Source organism: Alphaproteobacteria bacterium, assembly GCA_030739735.1.
GTDB lineage: Bacteria > Pseudomonadota > Alphaproteobacteria > UBA7887 > UBA7887 > UBA7887.
The window spans coordinates 1-22,090 of the sequence record JASLYQ010000031.1 but is presented as its reverse complement, the minus strand read 5'-3'; the positions used below and the strand labels follow the sequence as shown (position 1 = coordinate 22,090).

General features: G+C 62.5%; 20 protein-coding genes. 12 read left to right on the top strand and 8 right to left on the bottom strand.

Translation table 11 applies throughout. The features are described 5' to 3' along the window. From QF629_12495 to QF629_12480, 4 genes are all read left to right on the top strand, one after another. The coding region (locus QF629_12495) for an ABC transporter substrate-binding protein (protein ID MDP6014342.1) at positions 1-626 on the top strand (626 nt) is incomplete at its 5' end. 22 nt (positions 627-648) lie between these two features. Continuing rightward, positions 649-1,590, top strand: coding sequence for an ABC transporter permease (locus QF629_12490; protein ID MDP6014341.1), 942 nt, complete (start codon positions 649-651; stop codon positions 1,588-1,590). Between the two features lie 65 nt (positions 1,591-1,655). Next, entirely contained in the window at positions 1,656-2,471 is an 816-nt protein-coding gene (locus tag QF629_12485; GenBank protein MDP6014340.1) for an ABC transporter permease, read from the top strand. 29 nt (positions 2,472-2,500) lie between these two features. Continuing rightward, positions 2,501-4,105 carry an ABC transporter ATP-binding protein gene (locus tag QF629_12480; protein ID MDP6014339.1) on the top strand — a complete coding sequence of 535 codons (1,605 nt, stop codon included), beginning with the start codon at positions 2,501-2,503 and terminating at the stop codon, positions 4,103-4,105. Between the two features lie 210 nt (positions 4,106-4,315). On the opposite strand, the gene QF629_12475 is transcribed toward QF629_12480, so the two are convergent. The 3 genes from QF629_12475 to QF629_12465 all read right to left on the bottom strand — a co-directional run bounded on the left by QF629_12475 (position 4,316) and on the right by QF629_12465 (position 7,626). Beyond that, complete coding sequence (locus tag QF629_12475; protein ID MDP6014338.1) at positions 4,316-4,528, bottom strand: hypothetical protein; 213 nt, start codon at positions 4,526-4,528, stop codon at positions 4,316-4,318. Positions 4,529-4,599: 71 nt separating this feature from the next. Further along, positions 4,600-5,406, bottom strand: coding sequence for an SDR family NAD(P)-dependent oxidoreductase (locus QF629_12470; protein ID MDP6014337.1), 807 nt, complete (start codon positions 5,404-5,406; stop codon positions 4,600-4,602). A 213-nt stretch (positions 5,407-5,619) separates the two neighbouring features. After that, a complete protein-coding gene (locus QF629_12465) occupies positions 5,620-7,626 on the bottom strand; it encodes an alpha/beta hydrolase domain-containing protein (GenBank protein ID MDP6014336.1) in 2,007 nt (668 codons plus the stop codon). A gap of 67 nt (positions 7,627-7,693) precedes the next feature. Between QF629_12465 and gguC the strand changes: the two genes are divergently transcribed. Then, positions 7,694-8,680, top strand: coding sequence for a GguC family protein (gguC, locus tag QF629_12460; protein MDP6014335.1), 987 nt, complete (start codon positions 7,694-7,696; stop codon positions 8,678-8,680). Positions 8,681-8,994: 314 nt separating this feature from the next. Beyond that, complete coding sequence (gene rnd / locus QF629_12455; GenBank protein MDP6014334.1) at positions 8,995-10,155, top strand: ribonuclease D; 1,161 nt, start codon at positions 8,995-8,997, stop codon at positions 10,153-10,155. Positions 10,156-10,321: 166 nt separating this feature from the next. Here rnd and QF629_12450 read toward each other — a convergent pair whose 3' ends face one another. Together QF629_12450 and QF629_12445 are read right to left on the bottom strand one after the other, a co-directional pair. Then, positions 10,322-10,789: a DNA polymerase III subunit chi gene (locus tag QF629_12450; protein MDP6014333.1), complete on the bottom strand. Its 468-nt coding sequence runs from the start codon at positions 10,787-10,789 to the stop codon at positions 10,322-10,324. Then, positions 10,786-12,282 carry a leucyl aminopeptidase gene (locus QF629_12445; protein MDP6014332.1) on the bottom strand — a complete coding sequence of 499 codons (1,497 nt, stop codon included), beginning with the start codon at positions 12,280-12,282 and terminating at the stop codon, positions 10,786-10,788. Before QF629_12445 ends, QF629_12450 begins: the two co-directional genes overlap by 4 nt. 84 nt (positions 12,283-12,366) lie before the next feature. Between QF629_12445 and lptF the strand changes: the two genes are divergently transcribed. The 5 genes from lptF to rsmA are packed head-to-tail and all read left to right on the top strand — an operon-like array spanning position 12,367 to position 18,959. After that, positions 12,367-13,485, top strand: a complete 1,119-nt coding sequence (gene lptF / locus QF629_12440) for an LPS export ABC transporter permease LptF (GenBank protein MDP6014331.1) — start codon at positions 12,367-12,369, stop codon at positions 13,483-13,485. Between the two features lie 4 nt (positions 13,486-13,489). Next, on the top strand, positions 13,490-14,584 hold the full coding sequence (gene lptG / locus QF629_12435; protein MDP6014330.1) for an LPS export ABC transporter permease LptG: 1,095 nt from the start codon (positions 13,490-13,492) through the stop codon (positions 14,582-14,584). 32 nt (positions 14,585-14,616) lie between these two features. Further along, complete coding sequence (gene lptD, locus QF629_12430) at positions 14,617-16,761, top strand: LPS assembly protein LptD (GenBank protein MDP6014329.1); 2,145 nt, start codon at positions 14,617-14,619, stop codon at positions 16,759-16,761. Positions 16,762-16,819: 58 nt separating this feature from the next. Beyond that, entirely contained in the window at positions 16,820-18,112 is a 1,293-nt protein-coding gene (locus QF629_12425; protein MDP6014328.1) for a peptidylprolyl isomerase, read from the top strand. Beyond that, positions 18,096-18,959, top strand: coding sequence for a 16S rRNA (adenine(1518)-N(6)/adenine(1519)-N(6))-dimethyltransferase RsmA (gene rsmA / locus QF629_12420; GenBank protein ID MDP6014327.1), 864 nt, complete (start codon positions 18,096-18,098; stop codon positions 18,957-18,959). The genes QF629_12425 and rsmA overlap by 17 nt, the downstream gene beginning before the upstream one ends. Here rsmA and gmk read toward each other — a convergent pair. The 3 genes from gmk to QF629_12405 all read right to left on the bottom strand — a co-directional run bounded on the left by gmk (position 18,947) and on the right by QF629_12405 (position 21,704). Then, positions 18,947-19,552 (bottom strand): guanylate kinase, encoded by a 606-nt coding sequence (gmk, locus tag QF629_12415; GenBank protein MDP6014326.1) that lies wholly within the window; start codon positions 19,550-19,552, stop codon positions 18,947-18,949. The two genes, rsmA and gmk, sit on opposite strands and share 13 nt — an antisense overlap. A 43-nt stretch (positions 19,553-19,595) precedes the next feature. Further along, positions 19,596-20,477 carry a YicC/YloC family endoribonuclease gene (locus QF629_12410; GenBank protein ID MDP6014325.1) on the bottom strand — a complete coding sequence of 294 codons (882 nt, stop codon included), beginning with the start codon at positions 20,475-20,477 and terminating at the stop codon, positions 19,596-19,598. A gap of 66 nt (positions 20,478-20,543) precedes the next feature. Further along, on the bottom strand, positions 20,544-21,704 hold the full coding sequence (locus QF629_12405) for an enolase C-terminal domain-like protein (GenBank protein MDP6014324.1): 1,161 nt from the start codon (positions 21,702-21,704) through the stop codon (positions 20,544-20,546). 99 nt (positions 21,705-21,803) lie between these two features. On the opposite strand from QF629_12405, the gene QF629_12400 reads away from it, so the two are divergent. Further along, a partial coding sequence (locus QF629_12400; protein ID MDP6014323.1) for a CoA transferase occupies positions 21,804-22,090 on the top strand: 287 nt, incomplete at its 3' end.

Below are 22,090 nucleotides of genomic sequence, written 5' to 3'. Positions count from 1 at the left end.
ATTCCCGCTACTGGCAAACCTGCCCCGCTATCTTCGGCTGCGGCACGCCACTCGAAAGCGATGTCGCCGCCGAGGCCCTGATGAGCCAGGATCTGGACAAGGCGCGCGCCTTGATCGCCGAAGCAGGCTATGACGGCACGCCTGTGGTGATCCTGCAGGCGACCGATATTCCCATCAACAATGGCGCCGCTCTGGTCACCGCGCAGATCTTGCGCGAGATCGGTATGAACGTGGAGCTGCAGGCGATGGACTGGAGCACGCTGACCTCGCGGCGCGCCATCAGCAAGCCGGTCGACGAGGGCGGCTGGAATATCTTCATCACCTGGTGGATTGGCGCCGACATTCTCAATCCGGTGGCCAATATCGGCGTCTCCGGCGGTTGCCGCAACCGCGCCTGGTTCGGCTGGCCATGTGATGAGGAGATAGAGCGCTTGCGCGATGCCTATGCCCGAGAGGCCGATCCTGCCGAGCAGAAGCGCCTTGCCGACGCTGTGCAGCGACGCGCTTTCGAGATCGTCACCTATGCCAATTTTGGCGAATGGTTCAACCCGATCGCCTATAGCGAGCGGCTCAAGGGCATGATTAAGTCGCCGGTGCAGTTCTTCTGGAATATCGAAAAACAATAGGCGCACTCGGGCGTCGCACCTGATGCTTGGCTTCGTCAGCCGGCGCCTGCTCGCCACCATTCCGGTAATGGCGGTAGTGGCAGTGTTCGTCTTCCTGCTGCTGCATCTGAGCCCCGGCGACCCGGCAACTGTCATCGCCGGCGACTATGCGAGCCCTGAGGACATCGCGCGCATCCGCGCCAAGCTGGGCCTCGATCAGCCCATCCACGTGCAGTTTCTGACTTGGATCGAGCGCCTGGCGACGGGCGATCTCGGCATCTCTATCTTCTCCAACCTGCCCGTGGCAACCCTGATCGGCCAGCGTCTCGAGCCGACCCTGGCGTTGGCGCTGGTCACGCTGACGCTTGCCATACTGATCGCCGTGCCACTCGGCACACTGGCGGCCTGGAAGGCCGGCTCGTGGATCGACCGCTTCGTCATGGGCTTCGCCGTGCTCGGCTTCTCTGTGCCCGTCTTCGTGCTTGGCTACGCGCTTATTTGGCTCATGGCTATCAAACTCGCCTGGTTTCCGGTACAGGGCTATGCGCCCCTGGCCGAGGGCTTCTGGCCCTTCCTGCATCGCCTGGTGCTACCGAGCGCCACGCTCAGCGTGATCTACATCGCGCTGATCGCGCGCATTACCCGCGCCAGCGTGCTCGAGGTCCTCAGCGAGGACTATGTGCGCACCGCCCGCGCCAAGGGGCTTAACGAGCGCTTGGTGCTGCTGCGCCACGCCCTCGCCAATGCTGCCGTGCCCATCGTCACGGTCATCGGCATCGGCTTCTCGCTGCTGATCGGCGGCGTCGTGGTGACCGAGAGCGTCTACAACATCCCGGGCCTTGGGCGGCTCACGGTCGATGCGGTTCTGCGTCGCGACTATCCGGTGATCCAGGGCATCATCCTGGTCTTCTCGGCCGCTTATGTGCTCGTTAACCTGCTAGTCGACCTGCTCTACACGGTCTTCGACCCGAGGATCCACTATTGATCACGAGCATAAAGAGTGTGGAGCTGACGCAACCGAACGCTGGGCGACCCGACCGCGTTTGGCGGCTGTTACGTGGCCACACCGGGGTCCTGTTCGGCCTCGTGCTGATCGCGGTGATGGTTGGAGCAGCGTTGCTGGCGCCCTGGCTGTTCACGGGTGAGGTCACCACCATGGACCCTATCAATCGCCTCAAGGCGCCGAGCGGGGACTACTGGTTCGGCACCGACATGTACGGTCGCGACCTCTATACTCGTACCGTCTACGGCGCCCGCATCTCGCTCGTGGTGGGCTTGTGCGTGATGGGCCTGAGTCTCACCATCGGGCTTTTCATCGGATTATTGTCGGGCTATCTACGCTTGCTCGACGCAGTGATCATGCGCATCATGGACGGGCTAATGGCGATTCCCGGCATATTGCTAGCCATCGCCATGATCGCTCTCGCCGGAGCCAGCCTGACGACGGTGGTTCTAGCGATCACCATCCCTGAAATCCCGCGCGTCGTGCGTCTGGTGCGCAGCGTCGTGCTGACCATCCGCGAGGAGCCTTATGTCGAGGCCGCGCTGACTTCCGGCACCCGTCTCCCAAAAATGCTGCTACGGCACATACTACCCAACACGGTGGCGCCGCTGATCGTCCAGGGCACCTATGTCTGCGCCTCAGCCATCATCACCGAGGCGCTGCTTAGTTTCCTCGGTGCCGGCATCCCGCCGGAGACCCCGACCTGGGGCAATATTATGGCAGAGGGCCGGGCGCTGTTCCAGGTCAGCCCCTGGGTCATTTTCTTCCCTGGCATTTTCCTGGCGCTGACGGTGCTCGCCATTAACATACTTGGCGACGGCCTGCGCGACACCCTCGACCCGCGCATCGCGAGGCGCATGTGAGCACCGTTCTCGACATCAGCGGTCTCAGCGTGCGCCTACCCGCGAACGCCGACCGCCCCCATGCCATCGAGGATATGAGCCTGCACGTCGATGCCGGCGAGACTTTGTGCGTGGTGGGTGAATCGGGCTCAGGCAAATCGGTCTGTGCCCAGGCCATCATGGGCCTGCTGCCGCGTCCGCATCTCGAGCCCGTGGCGGGCAACGTAACGCTACTCGGCGAATCGCTACTGGATGCAACGCCAAAGCGCCTACGGACCCTGCGCGGAGAGCGGATGTCGATGATCTTCCAGGAGCCCATGACGGCGCTCAATCCGGTCATGCGCTGCGGCAGGCAAATCGAGGAGGTGCTGGCAACACACACCGAGATGACCCCGGCCGAGCGCGCGGCACGGGTGCGCGAGGTGATGGTAGCGGTCAACTTGCCCGAACCGGATAAGCTCATTCATGCTTATCCGCACCAACTCTCCGGCGGCCAGCGCCAACGCATCATGATCGCCATGGCGCTGGTCCTGGAGCCGGCGTTACTGATCGCCGACGAGCCGACCACAGCGCTCGACGTCACGACACAAGCGCAGATCCTGGCGCTAATCAAGCGCATCCAGGTGGAGCGGCAAACCGGCGTACTGTTTATTACCCATGATTTCGGCGTCGTGGCCGAGATCGCCGATCGAGTCGCCGTCATGCAAAACGGTAATCTCGTGGAGACCGGTGAGACCCGGCGCGTGCTGATCGCACCCGAGCACGATTATACGCGCATGCTAATGGCCGCCGTGCCGAGCCTCGAACCGCCTCAGCGCTCACTGATCACGGCCTCGCACGTGGCACTGCAGACCAGAAGCTTAGCCAAGGTCTATGGCGGTGGCGGCTTGCGCCGGCGCCAGCGCGAGGTGCATGCTGCCCGCGACGTCGATATCAAGATCCACCGCGGTGAGACCCTCGGCATCGTCGGCGAGTCCGGCTCGGGAAAATCAACCGTGGCTCGCTGCATCATGCGCCTTGTCGAGCCCACGGCGGGCGAGGTTCTGTTACATGGTGAGCAAATCGGCCACCTATCGGCGCGAGCGCTTAGGCCGCATCGGCGCCGCATCCAAATCATCTTTCAGGATCCCTATCGCTCGCTGGATCCGCGCCAGACGGTTGGCAGCGCAATCATGGAGGGGCCCCGCAATTACGGCCTGTCACGCGAGTCAGCGGATGCGCGCACGGTCGACCTACTGACCCTGGTTGGCATCGAACCGGCCGCGCGCAGCCGCTTTCCGCACCAGTTCTCGGGCGGCCAGCGTCAACGCATCTGTATCGCTCGGGCGCTGGCCATGGAACCGGAAGTACTGGTCGCCGACGAAGCGGTCTCGGCGCTCGATGTTTCGATCCAAGCGCAGGTGCTGAAGCTACTCGACGAGGTCCGCAAGCGCTTCGACCTGGCGCTACTGTTCATAACCCACGATTTACGTGTGGCGGCGCAGATCTGTGACCGCATCGCGGTCATGCACCTCGGCAAGGTGGTGGAGACGGGTCCAACAGCGGAGGTCTTCGCCAATCCACGCGACGACTACACAAAGCTTCTATTCGAGGCGGCCCCGGGCCGCGGCTGGCAGTTTGGCAGAATACAAAGCGAGGCCCAGACCGCCCAGTGAACAGCAGGTGAATGCGTTTGTCGCCAAACCAGACGATGACTAGATAACAAACGATATTCCTGCGATCAGTGCCACTATGAGCCACAGCCCGTAGGGATTAAGTGCACCCCAGAATCCGAAATCGCGATCTGGCCGCGCAGACGGCAACACCACCGACATCACGAACAACTGGAGCACGACGAACAACTCGTCGCGCCTGAGGTTCCCGAGCTAAGCGTGCAGGCTCAGCTTGACATAGAGCAGCAGCGCCTTCGTCGCGGTCAATACCGCGTCACGGCTGACCACAATCGCGGCAAGACCAAAGGTGAGAAGGGCGGCGACGGTCGTGGAGGGCCGCAATTCCACCGAGCAGACAGACCAGATCGAACGTGTAAATGCCAGCGCCGCGCGCGCCTCCCGGCAAAGAACGTAACTGCCAGCCACGCTGGAATTCGATCAAGATGCCAATGGCGAACACCGCACCGAACCGCAGAAAAGGTTCATCACCTACCACGCTACCCAGCAAGCGCCGCGATGCTCACCCCACCGTCGACCGGTATCTCGGCACCGGTGATATATTTGGCCTCGTCCGAGGCGAGATAGAGCGCCGCGTGGGCGACATCCCAGGCATCGCCCATACGCTGCATGGGAATCTGTTTATTGCGATAGGCGATGCGCGCCTCCATGTCCTCGCCCTCATAGATTTCCGCGAGCAAATTGCGCAGCAGCGGCGTATCGATAATGCCGGGCAGGATGACGTTGCAGCGGATATTATCGGGCGCGTATTGCGCAGCGATGTTGCGGCTCAGACCGAGCAGCGCCGCCTTGGTCGCGGCGTATGAAACATAAGGCACACCCATCCAGCGGATGCCCGCGATCGACGATACATTGATGATCGAGCCGCCGCCTTGCGCCTGCATATGCGGTAATGTGTATTTGCTAGTCAGAAAGGCGCTCTTGAGGTTTACCACCTCACCCTTCTCCCAGTCTTGCTCGCTGGTCTCGACCGGGTCGCCATTGACCACGATACCAACATTGTTGTGCAGTAAATCGATACGGCCATAGGTGTCTATGCAAGTCTGCACCGCGGCCGCCACCTGCGCAGAATTGCTGACATCGCCGGTGACGGTCGTGCAGTCGCCGCCTTCGGAGGCGATGATAGCCGCCGTCTCGATCGCCGCATCTGCGTTGATATCAAGCGCCACCACTTTGGCACCCTCGCGCGCGAACAATACCGCAACCGCCTTGCCATTGCCCCAGCCCCGTCCGATCGAGCCGGCACCGGTCACCAACGCTACTTTGCCCTCTAGCCGCTTTGCCATCGCTTTCCCCCCTAGCCTAAGACCGATACTACCCTATCGTACAAGAGAGGACGTCGTAGCGAGCCAGAACCACAGAATTTATTTACCCGGCGGCGAGAAAGAGTTCGGCTTCACCCAGGCAAACAAGGCAGAAAACTTTTTGTTCGTCGCCGGCGCCTGCAGCATCGGCATCAGTGACACGGCTGAGCGCAAGCAAAGCTGACCAGGATAGCCTTACGGTGCCAAATATTCGCACGATGCGTCTGTCGGGTCGTGGGCTAGGACGCGGTCGTAGAAGGCAGCGGCCCGAGCAACGATGGCGGGGACGTCGGCGTCGAGCAGCAGACGACGGGCGACAAGCGCGTCCGCGGCCGCCGCGACGGCGCTCTCGTAAGCGGTGCGGTCGGCGTAACGCACGGTGAGCGAAGCACGCGGGTCGCCGGCGGCTTCGCGCGCCGCATCGTCGCGGGCAAAAGGCAAGAACGAGCCCACCCAGCGGTCGATCTGGTCGCCAGCGCCGAAGCGGGGCTGGCGCAGATTCCAGCCCGTATAGGTGCCGAGGGGCACGGCGGCAGCGGGTAAACGAATGCCGCCGCGGGCGATGCCGTCCGCGTCCGGTAAGCTAACACGAGTCTCGAAAACCGGGCCAAAGCCGGGTGGCACGGTATCGATGATGCCCTCGGCCCAACGCGGCCCGTGCTGCAAACGTGGCGGGCGCAGATTAACCACGGGCAGGCGCAGCCCGGGGATGGCAGGAAAAGTTGTACGCCATTCGGCTAGCGTGCCGAGTTCACCCGCGGCGATGCGCGGATAGGCGCTCGGCGGCGGCGTTTCGCCGCGCGTCGTCCAGGCGTCGAGGGCCAGCAGCAGCGCGCGCATGGGCGGGCGATGGTCGAGCGGGTTGATACAGTTTTCGAACCAGGCGCGATGCGGCACCAGCCAGCTGCCATGCTGGGCGCCTGCGAAGACGTAAAGTCGTGCCTCATCTGCGAGCGCGATGTCGCGCGTGCCGGTCACGTCTGTGTGCAGCAGCGAGGCCGAGCGCGTCCAGTATTCGCCGCCCGTATTAGTGAAAATCAGCTTCGGTACCGCGCCGAGCGCTCGTGCACGCTGCAACACGCTGCCCTCGGCACCGGTTATGGGATCGCGTTGGTCGACAGTAGTGAAGGGGAAAAAGTCGGCCGGGTACTGATGGTCCTCGTGCGGGCTGCCGTGACGTGTGGTCTGGGCGAAACGGTGGTTGAAGCTGCCCTTGCCAGCACCGCCGACATGGATCAGCGCGCCGTCGAACACCGCGTGCCCGACCTCGTCCACGTGGAAGCCTTGCCAAACCATGTGACTGATCACGCGGCCCGACTGGGAGATGCCGAAGATAAGCACATGCTCGATGCCGCCAGCCCAGCGGAAATGGGATAGCGCATCGCGGATCGCCGCCAGCCCCAGTCCGACGACGACGGGACGCGAGCGATAGACAACCTCGTAGAGCAAGCCGGGGGCAAAGCCCCCTTGCAGCCAGATGTGAGTAGCATCCGCGACGGGCTCGCCGCCCTCATCGCGGGCAAAGCGCCACTGCGTGCGCGGGATCTCGCGGCGCGCATCGCCTTGGCGATCGCGCACACTAAGCTTGGCGTCCGTCTGATCCAGGTCGAGGGCTGAATAGCCGCGCGAGTTGCCCCAGGCGACGGGCTGGCTGGCCTCGCGTTGTTTGACCGTGATCTCGGCAGAGAGCCAGCCTTCGATATCTTCAGCCAGCGGCAATTCGATTTGCAGGCGGCCGTCAACTTCGAGCACGTCCCAGTTCCAAGCGCTCCACAACAGCGTGTAGCCCTGCGCGAAAAGAAAGCCGTTGCCAACGTCCGCCAGGCTTTGCGGATCACTGCTACCGTCGGCCTCGTTAAAGAAGCTCAGCATGCCGATACGCCCGCGATTGCCGACCTCATAGAGCAGGCGGCGGTTGGCGCGGGTCGGGTGGGCGGGGCGCAACAACAGAAAGTCACCAGCGAAGCGCACCATGCCGTCGGCATCGCGTGGCACCTGCGCAAGATCGATCACAGCGGCGTTGGCGGGATCGTCCGGGTCAATCGCGTAGTGCAGGCGCCCGGCGAGCTTTTCGTAGGAACCCACATCACCGAAACTTACGCCGCCCGCAAAGACACCCTGATACGTGACCTCGACGCGCTCGACCACAGCCCAGGCGGATCCTGTCCAACACAGCGTCAGAAATATTGTCAATGCCCGCATAGCCGCTTCCCTGTTGCCAGCCAATCGCGTGACGACTATAGCCGAAGGCTTAAAGGGGAGAAAAATCATGCGCCTGGTACAATTCCGCGATCGTGACGGGGCGCGCCGTGTTGGTGTGCCAGACAGTGATATAATTCGCATCGTCAACGGTTTCGAGCGGGTCTACGATCTGGCGCGGGCAGCGGCCCGTAGCGATGGCCTCGAGGCGCTAGTGAGCACGCACCTTGGCGATGCCACGGAAAACTACGGCGCCACGGTTGCCGACAACCGTGTGCTGGCACCGATCGATCACCCCGATCCGGCGCATTGCCTGGTTAGCGGCACCGGGCTGTCGCATCTCGGCAGCGCCCAGGCACGCGACAAGATGCACGCGAAGCTCACGAGCGGTGAAAATCTCACCGATTCTATGAAGATGTTCAAGGCGGGCCTTGACGGCGGCAAGCCGGCAGCGGGTAAGATCGGCGCCGATCCGGAATGGTTCTGGAAGGGCGACGGCTCGATCGTCATGCCTTGCGGCGCGGCGCTTACCAGCCCCAGTTTTGCGCTCGACGGTGGCGAGGAGGCTGAGGTCGCCGGTATATACCTTATCGGCGACGATGGCACTCCGCTGCGGCTCGGCTTCGCGCTAGCCAATGAATTCGCCGACCATGTGCTAGAGCGGCAGAACTATCTGTTGCTGGCGCACTCGAAATTGCGCCATTGCGCCGTCGGCCCAGAACTGCGCCTCGGCCCCCTGCCTGCCAGCGTCGAAGGCACGACGCGCATCCACCGCGGCAACGAGATCGTATGGCAAGGCCCGTTCCTCTCAGGCGAGAACAATATGAGCCACAGCGTTGCCAACCTAGAGCACCACCACTTCAAGTACACCCTGTTCCGCCGCCCCGGCGACATCCACATCCATTTTTTAGGGGCTGGCAGCATCAGCTTCGCCGATGCGGTAAAAACGGAAGAGGGCGATATGTTCGAGATAGACGTGCCGGAATTTGGCCACCCGCTCAGCAACTCGATGACCCAGGAACATGGTAATGCGCCGGTGACGGTAGCAGACATTTAAGTAGGCGCTCCTATTTCGTGTGCACTCTCCTCGTCGTCGCCTCTTGGGGAAAAATCGGGAGGAACGACCCCATGCGGACCGACGATCGCGGCACCGGCAACGCGCTCAGCTGAAAGGTCGGCCACGACTGCCAACCAGTGTGACCTAGACCGGTAAAGCCATCACGTCGAGACCTTCGACAGCTAAATCGAAGTGCCTAACTGGGCAGAGAGACCGCCCTCCCCCTCCGGGATGGGGATACATTTCGCCGACTCGATTTTCTGAAAACGCGGAACCCTCTCCCCGGATGTCGTGAAGGGTGCTATAGCAGCGCCATGTCACTGATTACCGATACCAACGCGCTGGCCGCGTTGTGCACGCAACTAGCGGATGCGCCCTTTGTTTGCCTCGATACCGAGTTCATGCGCGAGAGCACATTTTGGCCCAAGCTCTGCCTGGTGCAGATTGCTGGTTCTGACGGGCTGGCTTCAGCGGTCGACCCACTGGCAGACGGCATCGATCTCGCACCCATGCTCGATCTCATCAACGACCCCAGCATCCTCAAGGTGATGCACGCGGCGCGCCAGGACCTGGAAATTTTCTACAATCTCTCAAACCAGGTACCGGTGCCATTGTTCGACACCCAGGTTGCGGCCATGGTCTGCGGTTTTGGCGAAGCGGCAGCCTATGAGAAGCTAGCGCGCAAACTGGCGCAAGCCAAAATCGATAAGTCGTCGCGCTTTACCGACTGGTCGAAGCGACCGCTAACCGAGCGCCAGCTAACGTACGCGCTAGCCGACGTCGAGCACTTGCCGCTGATCTATCAGAAGCTCTCGGCCAGCCTGGAGGAATCGCGGCGCGGCCCCTGGGTAAAGGAAGAGATGACCGTGCTAACCTGCGAGGATGCCTATGCCATGCGCCCCGAAGACGCCTGGCGACGCATCAAGACGCGCACCGTGGCGCCTGATTTTCTGGCCATCCTGCGCGAGGTGGCAGCGGCACGCGAGCGCTATGCCCAGAGCCACGATGTGCCGCGCCAGCGTATACTGCGCGACGATGCGCTGCTGGAAATTTCCGCCCACCGCTGTGCCGACCTTGACGAGCTGGCTCGCATTCGCGGCATGAGCAGAGGCCTACTTAAGGGCCCGCTCGGCCCAGCCATGCTCGAGGCAGTGGCGGCAGGCGTCGCCCTGCCCAAAGGCGAGCACCCCAGCCTCAACAAACCCAAGACCACACCGCGCGGTGTCGGCCCACTCGTTGATTTGCTCAAAGTTCTGCTGAAGATGCGCTGCGATGAGAATGACGTGGCGGTGAAGCTGGTCGCTTCCAGCGCCGACCTAGTACGCATCGCTGATGACGATGCGGCGAACGTTCCAGCCATGCACGGCTGGCGCCGCAGCCTCTTCGGCGACGACGCGCTAGCGCTCAAGCACGGCGAGCTGGCTCTCACCGCCGAAGCCGGCTGCATCGCGCTGATTGAGATCGAAGAGGAGTAGAGATCATCCCGCGGTGACAGCGAGGCTTGCTTGGTGACAGTTACTTATTTTTAGCACATCCCTTGATCGAAAGACTTTCGAAAAACAGGGAAGAGTCAAAAAAAACAAGACCCAACTGTCTACACGAATTTACCAAACGAACCTAATCCTTGTCTGTGCCTCTGAATCAATTGTTTATGGCATCCGCTCGCTTTTCCCACCGGCCGTCGTCTGTCTGAGCCCAGTAAGCTAGCGGGTAGCCCGCTTCCTTAAGCGCCTTCCAGCGGGCTCTGGCGGCCGTGAGCGCATGCGCCTCGGTGCCGTTAAAGAGATCAAGGCAGCGGTCGTAAGCGTCGCGGTCGCCGGCCTCGGCGCCTTCCGCCAGCAGCAGCACCGTAGCCGCATTGGGGTTCTCCTCGACGCAAGTCAGGTAGACCGGCTGCTCAGAGGTGTGGCCGTCCTCTGGCCCGCCATGGGCGAGGAAGGAATCAGCATCGTAGGTCCAGAGATAGGCGTTGATCTGGGCCAGGCGCTCGGCCGAGGAAAAACGCACGACACAGCGCAGACCCTGGGCTGCGGCACGCTCGAGCAAACGTGGCAAAGCCCGCTCAAGCGGCCAGCGACTGAGCTGGTAGAAGCCGACCTCGGTCGTCATCCTTCGTAGTGGTCGGCCACCAGGCGGTCAAGCAGGCGCACGCCGAAACCGGTACCGCCCTTGGGCACCAGTTCGTTGCCCTCCTTGGTCCAGGTGACGCCGGCAATATCCAGATGCGCCCATGGCACCTTGTTGACGAAGCGCTCGAGGAACTTGGCTGCGCTGACACTGCCGCCGCCGCGCCCGCCGATATTTTTCATGTCGGCGATGTCGGATTTGATCAGCTTGTCGTAATAGTCGTCCATGGGCATGGGCCAGACCGGCTCCGCCACCGCCTTGCCAGCAGCGACAAGCCGCTGGCTTAGCTTGTCGTCATTGGCAAACAGGCCAGCCTGATAATTGCCGAGCGAAACTATGATGGCACCGGTCAATGTCGCCAGGTCGACCATGAAGCGGGGTTTGAAGCGGCTTTGCGTATACCAGAGCGCGTCGGCCAGCACTAGACGGCCTTCAGCGTCGGTGTTGAGAATTTCGATGGTCTGGCCGGAATAAGAGCTAACCACGTCGCCCGGCCGCTGTGCTGTCCCGGACGGCATGTTCTCCACCAAACCAACCACGCCGACCGCGTTGACCTTGGCCTTGCGCCGTGCCAGCGCACGCATCAGCCCAACCACGACGGCTGAGCCACCCATGTCCCACTTCATATCCTCCATGCCGGCCGAGGGCTTGATAGAGATGCCGCCAGTATCGAAGGTCACCCCCTTGCCAACAAAGGCGACGGGCGCCTTGTTGCCGCGGGCCCCGGCGCCATTCCAGCGCATGACGACGATATGGGCGCCGTGCTGGCTGCCCTGGGCAACGCCGACGATGGCGCCCATGCCCATGCGCTTGAGCCGTGCTTCGTTGAGAACTTCCACATTGATGCCGTCCCGAGAGAGCTTGCGGATCTCCTTGGCGTAGACCGGCGGCGTGAGCACGTTAGCCGGCTCCGAGACCAGATCGCGGGTCAATGCCACACCCTCGGCAAGCGCCTCGGCAAGCTTGAAGGCAGCGCGGGCCGACGCCACATCCAGGCACATCACGGTGAGGCGCGTCAACGATGGCTTCTCGGTCTTCTTCTGCTTAGTGCGATATTTGTCGAAACGATAGGAACGCAAACGCGCGCCGTGGCCGATCTGGGCCGCGACCTCGTTGCTGGTGAGCCTGCAGCCCTTAGGCTTCTCGACCACCACCGCGGCACGGCTCTCGCCTGACATCGCCAGGGCAGCGACGATAGCTCCACCGAGCTTCTCAGCCGCCAAGCCGTCGAGCGCCTTGCCGACCCCGAGGCCGAGCAGGACGATGCGGCCGGCCTTGACCCCGGCTGGCGCCATGAGCGTCAGCGTCTGTCCCGCTTTGCCTGTGAAGCGCGCATGCGCCACGGCCTTGCTCAGCGCGCCACCTGAGGTCTTGTCGAGGCGCGCCGCACTTGGCGTCAGCGTGCCACCCTCGGCGCAGCCAACGACCAAGGTCGCGGTGCCGGTTAAGCTCGGTTTGGCGAATGTTATGTTCATGGTGATATCCGTGCTCTGGGTTGCGTTCGTGCCAATCTAGCCGATGTTGCCGAGAGGGGAAGAAGTTGTTTATCTTATACTCCTATGCACCGCCATTTTCGCTACATCCTCGCGCAATTGATGGGGCCCTTCCTGGTAGTCAGCCTCAGCCTGACCGGGGTCATCTGGCTCAGCCAGTCGTTGCGCTTCGTCGATTTGATCATCAACAAGGGCCTGTCGATCGGACTTTTCCTGACCCTGACGCTGTTGCTAACCCCGTCGGTACTCGGCGTTATCCTGCCGATCGCGCTGTTCGCCAGCGTGCTTTACGTCTATCATCGCCTGCTAGTCGATTCCGAGATCGTAGTGCTGCGGGCCATCGGCCTCTCAAACTGGCGCCTGGCAACACCCGCCGTCGGACTCGGATTGGCGGTGATGCTGGCAGTTCTGGTGATCAACCTCTACCTGATGCCGGCCGGCTTTCGCGTATTCAAGGACAAGCAGTTCGAGATCCGCGAATCCTATGCCTCGGTGTTGTTGCAGGAAGGGGTCTTCAATACCCCGGTCGAAGGGCTGACTATCTATGTGCGCGGACGCGAATCCGATGGCGAGCTGTCGGGCATCCTAGTGCATGACGAGCGCGACCCCATGGAGCCGTCGACCGTGATGGCCGAGCGCGGCATGCTGGTGGCAACCCCGTCGGGCCCACGGTTCATGCTGCTCAACGGCAGCCGCCAGCAGATCAATGCCGAGGATAGCCGGCTGTCGATGCTTTATTTTGATTCCTACGCGTTCGATTTTGGCAAATCCCCTGGGTTTGTACCGGGCCGCTTTCGCGAAGCGAAGGAGCGCTTTCTGCCCGAGCTGATCAACCCTGGCGAAAGCGCTGAGCCACGCCATCTTCGCGAGTTCCATGCCGAGGCGCACCGCCGCCTAGGTACCGCCCTCTATGCAGTGGTATTGGCGTTGATCGGCTGCGCCGCGCTGTTGCCCGGCGAGGTCGGCCGTGGTGGCCGGGGCTTGCGCATCCTCGGCGCCGCCGGCGTGGCACTCAGCTTTCAGGGCGCAGCCTTCTGGCTCGGCAGCGCCATCGTCGGCGACCCTGGCCTGGCGGCCGGCTATTACGTGCTGATCGTCAGTGTCGGCGCCGCGGCAGGCATGGCACTGATCAGCGAGCGGCCCTGGCGCCTGGCAGCGCGGCTTCTGTCGCCGGGTATGGCGTGACAAAATGCTCCTCTCTTGGACCCTGTCGACCTACCTCGTGCGCCAGTTCCTGATCGGCATCGGCATCGCCTTCCTCACCCTGGCAACATTGATTTTCCTGTTCGACCTGGTCGAACTCAGTCGCCGCGCCGCCAGCGAGAGCGATGCGGACTTCGTGGTGGTGGTGCGCATGGCCGCGCTACATCTTCCCTATCTGACGCAGCGTATCGTACCCTATTCTGTGCTCATGGGCGTGATGCTGACCCTGACCCACCTCATGCGTAGTCAGGAGATGGCCATCATTCGCACCAGCGGCGTGTCGACCTGGCAAATGCTGCTACCCGCGCTGCTGCTGGCGCTGGCCATCGGCACTTTTATGGTCGTCATCTTCAACCCGCTAGCGGCGGCTATGCTGTTCCGCTATGAGCTGCTGGACGGAAAGTTTCTGCGCGGAAACATCTCCAATCTTGCCGTATCCAGCTCTGGACTGTGGCTGCGCCAAGCGGATGACGAGGGCGAGGCGGTGATCCACGCCCAGCGCATCACACAACCCGAGCTGACGCTGCACGAAGTGATCATTTTTCGCTACCAAGGCAAGGATCATTTCGTCCAACGCATCGACGCCGCAACGGCTAAGCTGGAGGACGGCTACTGGGCGCTCTCGGATACCTTGATCACGGCTCCGGACCAACTCGGTGAACGCCACGCAACTTTCAATTTTCCGACTGAGCTGACGATTAGCCAGATACAGGACAGCTTCTCAGCACCGGAGACCCTATCGTTCTGGCAGATTCCGCGATTCGTTGCCCTGCTTGAGCGCGCCGGCTTCTCCGCGCTCAAGCACCGGCTTTACTGGAACTCCGTTCTCGCCGGCCCCTTGCTCTTGCTCGGCATGGTGCTGATTGGCGCTACCTTCTCGCTACGCAGCGTGCGGCGCGGCGGCACGGGTCTGACGATCGCGGCAGGCGTGCTCACGGGATTCGTCCTTTACGTGTTCTCCGACGTGGTCACCGCGCTTGGGCTGTCGGCTAGCATTCCGATGCTTTTCGCGGCCTGGGCACCGGCTGGCGTCACGGTGCTGGCAGGCACGGGCATGCTGTTGTATGTCAGAGGAACCTAGAGCACGCGCGACGGCATAGTGGAGGCGGTGCCTTGAGATTGGCGAATTGGATCCTGGCGGCAGCGGCCTTGGCCTGGGCCTGGTCAGGCTTGGCCGCTACGGCAAAGACGCAGTTCGCGGACGACGACGTACTCATGCTCGCCGACGAAGTTGTTTACGACGATCGGAGCGGAATCGTCACGGCGGTGGGATCGGTCGAGCTGGCCCGTGGGGATCGGGTGCTACGTGCCGACCAAATTGCCTACGACAAGCGCCGCGACCTGGTGACAGCCACGGATAACGTTGCCCTGGTCGAGCCCTCTGGTGAGGTCATCTTCGCCGATCGGCTGGAGCTTACGGGCGACCTGAAGAGCGGTGCGGTGCATGGTCTCGCCATGCTGCTCGCCGACGGCTCAAAGCTCGCCGCCAGCGGCGGGCGCATGAGCGCCGACGGCCGCACTCGGCTTGCCAATGCGGTCTACAGCCCCTGCAACCTCTGCGAGGACAATCCCGACAAGGATCCGTTGTGGCAGGTCAAGGCATTGCGCGTGACCCATGACCGCAAACAACGCTCGATCTCTTATCAGGACGCCTTCCTCGAAGTGTTTGGCGTTCCCGTGCTTTATACGCCGTTCTTCAGCCACCCGGACCCCACGGTCGAGCGCAAGACCGGCTTCCTGCCTCCCAACTTCAGCCGGAACTCGACCCTCGGCTTCACTTACGGTCAGCCCTATTTTTTCAACATCGCCGGCGACCGCGATGCCACTATCACGCCGATCGTCACCTCCAAGGAAGGGGCGATACTGACCGGCGAGTATCGTCAAGCCACCGAGAACGGCTATTTCGAGGCGGCAAGCAGCATTACCCGCGGCGACCGGCTGCCCGGCGACAACCGACCCAGCGCGCACAGCCGCGGGCACATCGATACCTATGGCGAGTTCGCTCTCAATCCCTATTGGAAAGCAGGTTTCGATATCGCGCGCTCGACGGACGCAACCTATCTGGCGCGCTATGGTTTTGCCCGCGGCCAACCCTCGCTGATACAGAACGTGTACCTGCATGGCGGCGAGAGCCGCGTGCGGGCGGACTTGGACGCCTATTATTTCCAGAATCTCGATCCTGGTATCGACGAAAAGACCGTGCCTTGGGTGCTGCCGCTGTTCGACTATGCCTGGCGCAGCGAGGCCGGCCCCGACGGCATCTGGATGTTCAACGGCAACATGCGCGTACTCGGCAGGCCCAGAGGGGCGGACAGCCAGCGCCTTTCGCTGACGACCGGCTGGCAGATGCCGCTGGTCAGCAGCGCCGGCCTGCTTACGAAATTGCGCCTGTCATTAAGAGGAGACGTATACCGGGTGACAGAGTTGACCAACCCAGTACGCCCGACAGGCGACAGCCTGGACGGCATCACCGGTCGCGTGGTGCCACAGGCAGAAGCAAATATGCGTTGGCCCTGGGTGCGTGACGGCGCCGAGAGCCGTCAGATCGTCGAGCCCATCCTGCAGCTCATCATCGGGCCGAATGGTGGCAATCCAACCGAGATTCCGAACGAGGATAGCCTGTCCTTCGAATTCGACGACGCCAACCTGTTCAGTGCCAACCGCTATCCCGGGCTCGACCGCATCGAGAGCGGTCTGCGAGCAAATTCCGGGATTCGCATGGCCCATTACGGCAATAGTGGCGCCTGGTCGGAGTTGCTAATTGGCCAGACTTGGCGCGCGCGCGACGACGACACCTTCGAAACGGGCACGGGCCTGGCCGACCATTTCTCCGACTATGTCGGCCGCCTTACCGTGGCACCTGCTCGCTGGCTGGATGTCAGTCTGCGCTTCCGAGTCAACAATGACAATCTCTCCATTCAGCGCAACTCACTGTCGGCGTCAGCCGGGCCGGAGTGGCTGCGTGGGAATCTCAGCTATATCAACCTAAGCCATCAGCCGACGTCGGGTGTGCCCAGCACGGTGGAGCAACTCAATTTTTCGACGGCCTATCGCTTTCAGAAATTCTGGCGCCTGACGGCCCACCACCAGCGCGCGCTCAGCTCACCCGGCGGCAGCCTCGCCAGCGGCGTCGGCCTCGCCTACGAGGACGAATGCATCACCCTGACCCTGCAGGCCCACCGCAGTTTCACGCACCAGCTCGACGTCCCGAATTCGACCAGCATCTCGGTAATGGTGCGCCTGCGCAACCTGGGTTGAGCTTATTGCGACCAGCGGACCCAGTTCCTATGCTTGCTGCCTCTCGGTGGAGTGCAGAATGATGGCGGCTCGAACACGACGCTTTTGGCATATTGCCACGATAACATTGGGACTAATCGCAGCGATAACGGCTGTACGCGCCCAGGATTTGATGCGCATTGTCGCCATCGTCAATGAGGACGTGGTCTCTGCCTTCGATCTAGAGGCGCGGGTCGCCATGGCAATCTACAGCTCCAATCTGCCCGACACGCCTGAGATGCGCGCTCGGCTCGTGCGCGTGGTTCTGCGCAACCTCATCGACGAGATCCTTCAGGTTCAGGAAGCAGAACGACAGGGCGTGCGCGTGCGCGACACCGAGATCGAGCGCGCGGTAGAGGAGATCGCCGTCAATATCGGCGCGCCGCCCGGTGGCCTGGCTGAACATCTAGCGCGGGTCGGCATTCCGGTAAGTGCCGTGGAAAGCCAGGTGCGAGCCCAGATTATCTGGGGCAAGTTCGTCAATCAGCGCCTGCGCCCGACCCTCAACGTCAGCGACGACGAGATCAATGCCGAGCTCGAGCGTCTCGAAGCCAGCAGGGGCCTGCCAGAATATCTACTCTCAGAAATCGACCTCTACCTCGATCCGAGCACCACCGATGCAGCACTGGTGGCAACGGCAAATGACCTGGTGGCGCAGCTGCGAAGCGGTGCCGATTTCGGCGGCGTGGCAGCCCAGTTCAGCCAAAACGCTCTGGCCCGCGCCGGAGGCGATATGGGCTGGCTGCGCGAGGGCCAAAGCCGACCCGCGATCGAGACCACCCTGGCCAACATGACGGTCGGCGAAATATCGGATCCGATTCGCACGCTCGATGCGGTTCATATTATTTACCTACGCGACAAGCGGCGCGTTCTGGAAGAGGACAACAGTAAAGAGGAAATCTATCTTAGCCAGATTCTGTTGCCGGCGGAGACCGGAGAGAAGGAAGGCGCCGCAGCGAGCCGTCTGGCACAAGCAGCAGAGGTCTCAGCCAGTGTGGCGGGCTGCGACGCTTTGCGCGAGCGGGCCGCCACCATCGAATCGAGCCTCTCCGGAGATATCGGCTGGGTACGCCTGGGCGATTTGCCGCAGGTCCTGCGCAGTGCTGTCGCTGAACTGCGGGTCGGCGAGCCAAGCGCGCCGCAGACCACGGATGCCGGCATCCACATCCTTATGGCTTGCGAACGCAAGGATCTCGATACGGAAACCGATCTTAGCAACGCCATATACGAGCAAATCGCGTCCAGGCGGTTGTCGACGATGGAGCGACGTATGATCCGCAATCTGCGCCAGGTAGCGTTCGTCGAGCTACGGGAGCATGCCGACGCCCACTAATCCTAAGCTGGATATCTCGGGGCTGGCGCCACTGCGCGAGGTTATCGCGCAACACGGTCTGGCAGCACGGAAATCGCTGGGCCAGAACTTTCTGCTCGACGGCAATCTCACCGACCGCATCGCACGCACCGCAGGCGATATCTCGCAAATGGCCGTCATCGAAATAGGTCCGGGACCCGGCGGTTTGACCCGGGCACTACTCGCCAACGGTGCACGCGAGGTCGTGGCGGTCGAGCGCGACAGCCGCGCCGTGACCGCACTCGCCGACCTGGTTGCGGCCGCGGCGGGACGCCTGACTGTGATCGAGGGCGATGCCTTAAAGCTTGATACCACTACCTTGGTGGCAGCGCCGCGCGCCATTGTCGCCAACCTTCCCTACAATATCGCAACGGCGCTGCTAATCGGCTGGTTACACGCCATCGCCACATCGCCGGGCACCTTTACCAGCCTCACGGTGATGTTTCAGAAGGAGGTCGCCGCGCGCCTGACCGCCGCGCCCGGCAGCCGCGGCTATGGACGCCTCAGCGTGCTGACGCAATGGCTTTGCGAGGTTCAGCGTTTGTTCGACGTGCCGGCCCGCGCCTTCAAGCCATCGCCCAAGGTGACCTCCAGCGTGGTCCAGCTGGTGCCGCGGCGAACGCCGCTCGCCGAGGCCAACATCATCAGCCTCGAAGCCGTGACGCGCGCCGCTTTCGGTCAAAGGCGCAAGATGCTGCGCAGCAGCCTCAAGGCACTGACGGGTGAGTCGGCGGCACTGCTGGAAGAGGCGGGCATTGCCGGCGAGGCGCGGGCAGAGACCTTGAGCGTCTGCCAGTTCTGCGCCTTGGCCCGCGCTTATTCGCCCTGAAGCTCGCTTACGAAGCGGCTGAGATCTACATAGCGGTCGCGGCGCAGTCGGGCGGCGGTGAGGATTGCCATGACCTGTGCCACGGCCTGGTCGATGTCGTGGTTGATCACCACGTAGTCGTATTCCGCCCAATGGGTCATCTCGGCCGCTGCCTTGGCCATGCGATTGGCCACCACCTCGACGCTGTCCTGCGCCCGATTGGTTAGCCGGCGCTCCAGCTCCTTGGTTGACGGCGGCAGGATGAAGACCTTGACCACGTCATCACCCATGCCCTCGCTGAGCTGCTGCGCGCCTTGCCAGTCTATATCGAACAGCACGTCGCGGCCCTGCTCCAGCGAGCGCAGAACCGGGCCCTGCGGCGTGCCGTAATCGTAATCGAATACCCGCGCATACTCGAGCAACTCGCCGTTATCGATCATGGCCTGAAACTCACCGGACTTGACGAAGCGATAGTCCTCACCGGGCACCTCACCGGGGCGCATGGGCCGGGTGGTCACCGACACCGACATCCACAAACCTGGATCAGCCTCCAGCAGGCGGCGCGATATGGTCGTCTTGCCAGCGCCGGACGGCGAAGACAGGATCAGCATCATGCCGCGACGAGTGACGTGCGGGTTGGGGCTCACGAGCGTTTCCTCATTCCACGTTCTGCACTTGCTCACGCAGACGGTCGACAGCCGCCTTCAGATCCAGGCCGATAGCAGTCAGCGCCACGTCCGAAGACTTTGAGCACAGCGTATTGGCCTCGCGATTGAGCTCCTGGCAGAGAAAGTCGAAACGTCGGCCGATGGCACCTCCCTCCGCCAACAGCTCGCGCGCCATGGCAACATGTGCGCGCAGGCGCTCGATCTCCTCGCGGATGTCTGCCTTAACGACGAGTATGGCCACTTCCTGGGCCAGACGCTCCTCCGATAAGGCCGGCGTGGCCTCGACAATCTCGGCAATCTGCGCTTCGAGCTTGGCCCGCAGGACGTGCGGCTGCGCCTCGGCACTTGCGGCTGCCAGCTCGGTGCCGTCAGCGATTTGGAGCAACAGCGCCGTCAGCACCTCGGCCAACCGGACGCCTTCGTCACGACGCGCCGCGCACAAGGCGACCACGGCCTCATCGAAGCTCGCCAGAATTGCCGCGTGACGCGCCTCAAGCGCGTCTTCTTGCTCCGCTTCCGGCTCGATTGCTCCGGGCAGAACCATCAGCGCATCGAGCCCCGGCGGCGGCAGTGCGAGCTCGTTGGCAAGCGCCCGCGTCTCTGCCACCATGTCAGCGAGAAAGGCTCTGTTGAGATGCAACGGTGTCGCTACGGCCGCACGCCGTGCGGACAAGCCGACAGAGACGCTGCCACGCGTCACATACTCACCCAGACGTCGTCGCAACTCGGGCTCCAGGGCATCGTTGCCCGGACCGAGGCGGCAGCGCAAATCGAGCCCGCGGTTATTGACGCTCTTAATCTCCCAGACCCAGTCATGGTTCTGGTGGTGGCCCTGGCAACGGGCGAACCCTGTCATACTGGCTACGGCCACCGAGACACTCCGATCAGATCACCCACCCGGGATCAAGATATACGGCCCCGGAAGTCGCGATACAAGCTACTCGAAGACTTCGCGTGCGGTCTCCCAGCGTGCGATCTTGCCCCAGTCATAGGTAACGCCGAGACCAGGCCCGGTAGGCACCGGAACGCAGCCATCCTCACCCACATTATCGAGCTGGTCGCCGTACTCATCGGCATAGACCGGCGGCTGGAAGCCGTTCCAGGCATCAGGGCGGAGCAGACCCAGCTCGTAGAAATGGGTGTTGGGGATGGCGGCCATGCAGTGGCGGTGAATGGGTCCGGCGGTATGTAGCTGGACTTCCATACCGAGTGCATCAGCGAAGCGTGCCAACTTGAGAGTTCCGGTGATGCCGCCATCCAGCTCCGGGTCAACGTGGAGGATATCAGTGCCGCCGGCGAGCACGAAATCGGCCTTTTGTTCGAAGCCGCGTATGTGCTCGGCAATCATCAGTGGCGTACGAACGAAACCGCGCAAGCGCTTGTGGGCTGCGGCGCTGCTAGAGGCATCGCGATAGGGGTCTTCGTACCAAAAGAGACCGAGATCGTCACAGGCACGACCAACCTCGACCGCGTCAAGAAACGACGGCAGGCTAGAGGCGGGATCGGTCATGAGCTTGATAGCACTGCCCACACGGTCGCGGATGGCGGTCATGATAGCGATCTCGGTGGCCGGCTTGCCGTCCATGAAGCCGTGGATCTTGAAGCCGGGAAAACCGCGGGCGACACAGTCCTCGGCAAAATCGGCATAGGCCTCGACACTGTCAAGGCCGCCGCACGTGACCTGGCCAGGATATGTGCTGGCATAAGCCGGCAGGCGCTCACGATAGCCACCAAGGAGACGCGCTACGGAGGCGTCGTATTTCTTGCCGGCAAGATCCCACAGCGCTGCATCAAGGGCAGCGATGCCGACTTTGTCGAAATGGCGCCAACCGATCTTGAGGTCTTCGAAGATCTTCTCTCGCTGCTCGGCATCGCGGCCAATCAGGCCAGGTGCCATCTCCTTGACCTGGGCCAGCGCATGGCCGGTACCGCCGAGGTGGGGGATATAGCTGCCGGCAAGACCATCATCGCTCTCCACCGTAACGGCAAATTTTGCAAAGCGCTTGCTAGCACCTTTCTCAAAGACCATCGGATTGGCACCGAAATCCTCCAGTTCGTAGGCAAAGCTTTGCACGACGATGCGCGTGATGGTGCTCATGGGTGTCCTCTCGGCTTTTGGCAACGGTCGTGACCAGTCATAGGACGGAGGCGTGGCTACGGCAAGGGTTGTTGCGGTGACCCAGCGCTTTAGGTCATGATGGGTCAGACTGTGGATGCGGAAACCCTTGCCATGATAACAACGGAGCTACCCCTAACAGGCCTCGTGGTGCTCGACCTGGGCCAAATCTATCAGGGTCCCTATGCCGGATTTCTCGCCGCCAAGGCGGGCGCCGAGGTGATCAAGATCGAACCGCCCCAGGGCGAGCCCCTGCGGCGGCGTGCCGACGTGCGCGGCGGCTTGGTGCCGTTGGCCATGCTCAACGCCAACAAGCGCGGTGTCACCATTGACCTCAAGCAGGATGCGGGGAAGCGTCTGCTCTGCCG

Bases quoted from the DNA above. Each gene is read 5' to 3' on its own strand.
- QF629_12490 (MDP6014341.1), top strand. From the start codon at position 649: ATGCTTGGCTTCGTCAGCCGGCGCCTGCTCGCCACCATTCCGGTAATG.
- QF629_12470 (MDP6014337.1), bottom strand. From the start codon at position 5,406: ATGGCAAAGCGGCTAGAGGGCAAAGTAGCGTTGGTGACCGGTGCCGGC.
- QF629_12465 (MDP6014336.1), bottom strand. From the start codon at position 7,626: ATGCGGGCATTGACAATATTTCTGACGCTGTGTTGGACAGGATCCGCC.
- gguC (MDP6014335.1), top strand. From the start codon at position 7,694: ATGCGCCTGGTACAATTCCGCGATCGTGACGGGGCGCGCCGTGTTGGT.
- rnd (MDP6014334.1), top strand. From the start codon at position 8,995: ATGTCACTGATTACCGATACCAACGCGCTGGCCGCGTTGTGCACGCAA.
- QF629_12450 (MDP6014333.1), bottom strand. From the start codon at position 10,789: ATGACGACCGAGGTCGGCTTCTACCAGCTCAGTCGCTGGCCGCTTGAG.
- QF629_12445 (MDP6014332.1), bottom strand. From the start codon at position 12,282: ATGAACATAACATTCGCCAAACCGAGCTTAACCGGCACCGCGACCTTG.
- lptF (MDP6014331.1), top strand. From the start codon at position 12,367: ATGCACCGCCATTTTCGCTACATCCTCGCGCAATTGATGGGGCCCTTC.
- lptG (MDP6014330.1), top strand. From the start codon at position 13,490: ATGCTCCTCTCTTGGACCCTGTCGACCTACCTCGTGCGCCAGTTCCTG.
- QF629_12425 (MDP6014328.1), top strand. From the start codon at position 16,820: ATGATGGCGGCTCGAACACGACGCTTTTGGCATATTGCCACGATAACA.
- rsmA (MDP6014327.1), top strand. From the start codon at position 18,096: ATGCCGACGCCCACTAATCCTAAGCTGGATATCTCGGGGCTGGCGCCA.
- gmk (MDP6014326.1), bottom strand. From the start codon at position 19,552: ATGATGCTGATCCTGTCTTCGCCGTCCGGCGCTGGCAAGACGACCATA.
- QF629_12405 (MDP6014324.1), bottom strand. From the start codon at position 21,704: ATGAGCACCATCACGCGCATCGTCGTGCAAAGCTTTGCCTACGAACTG.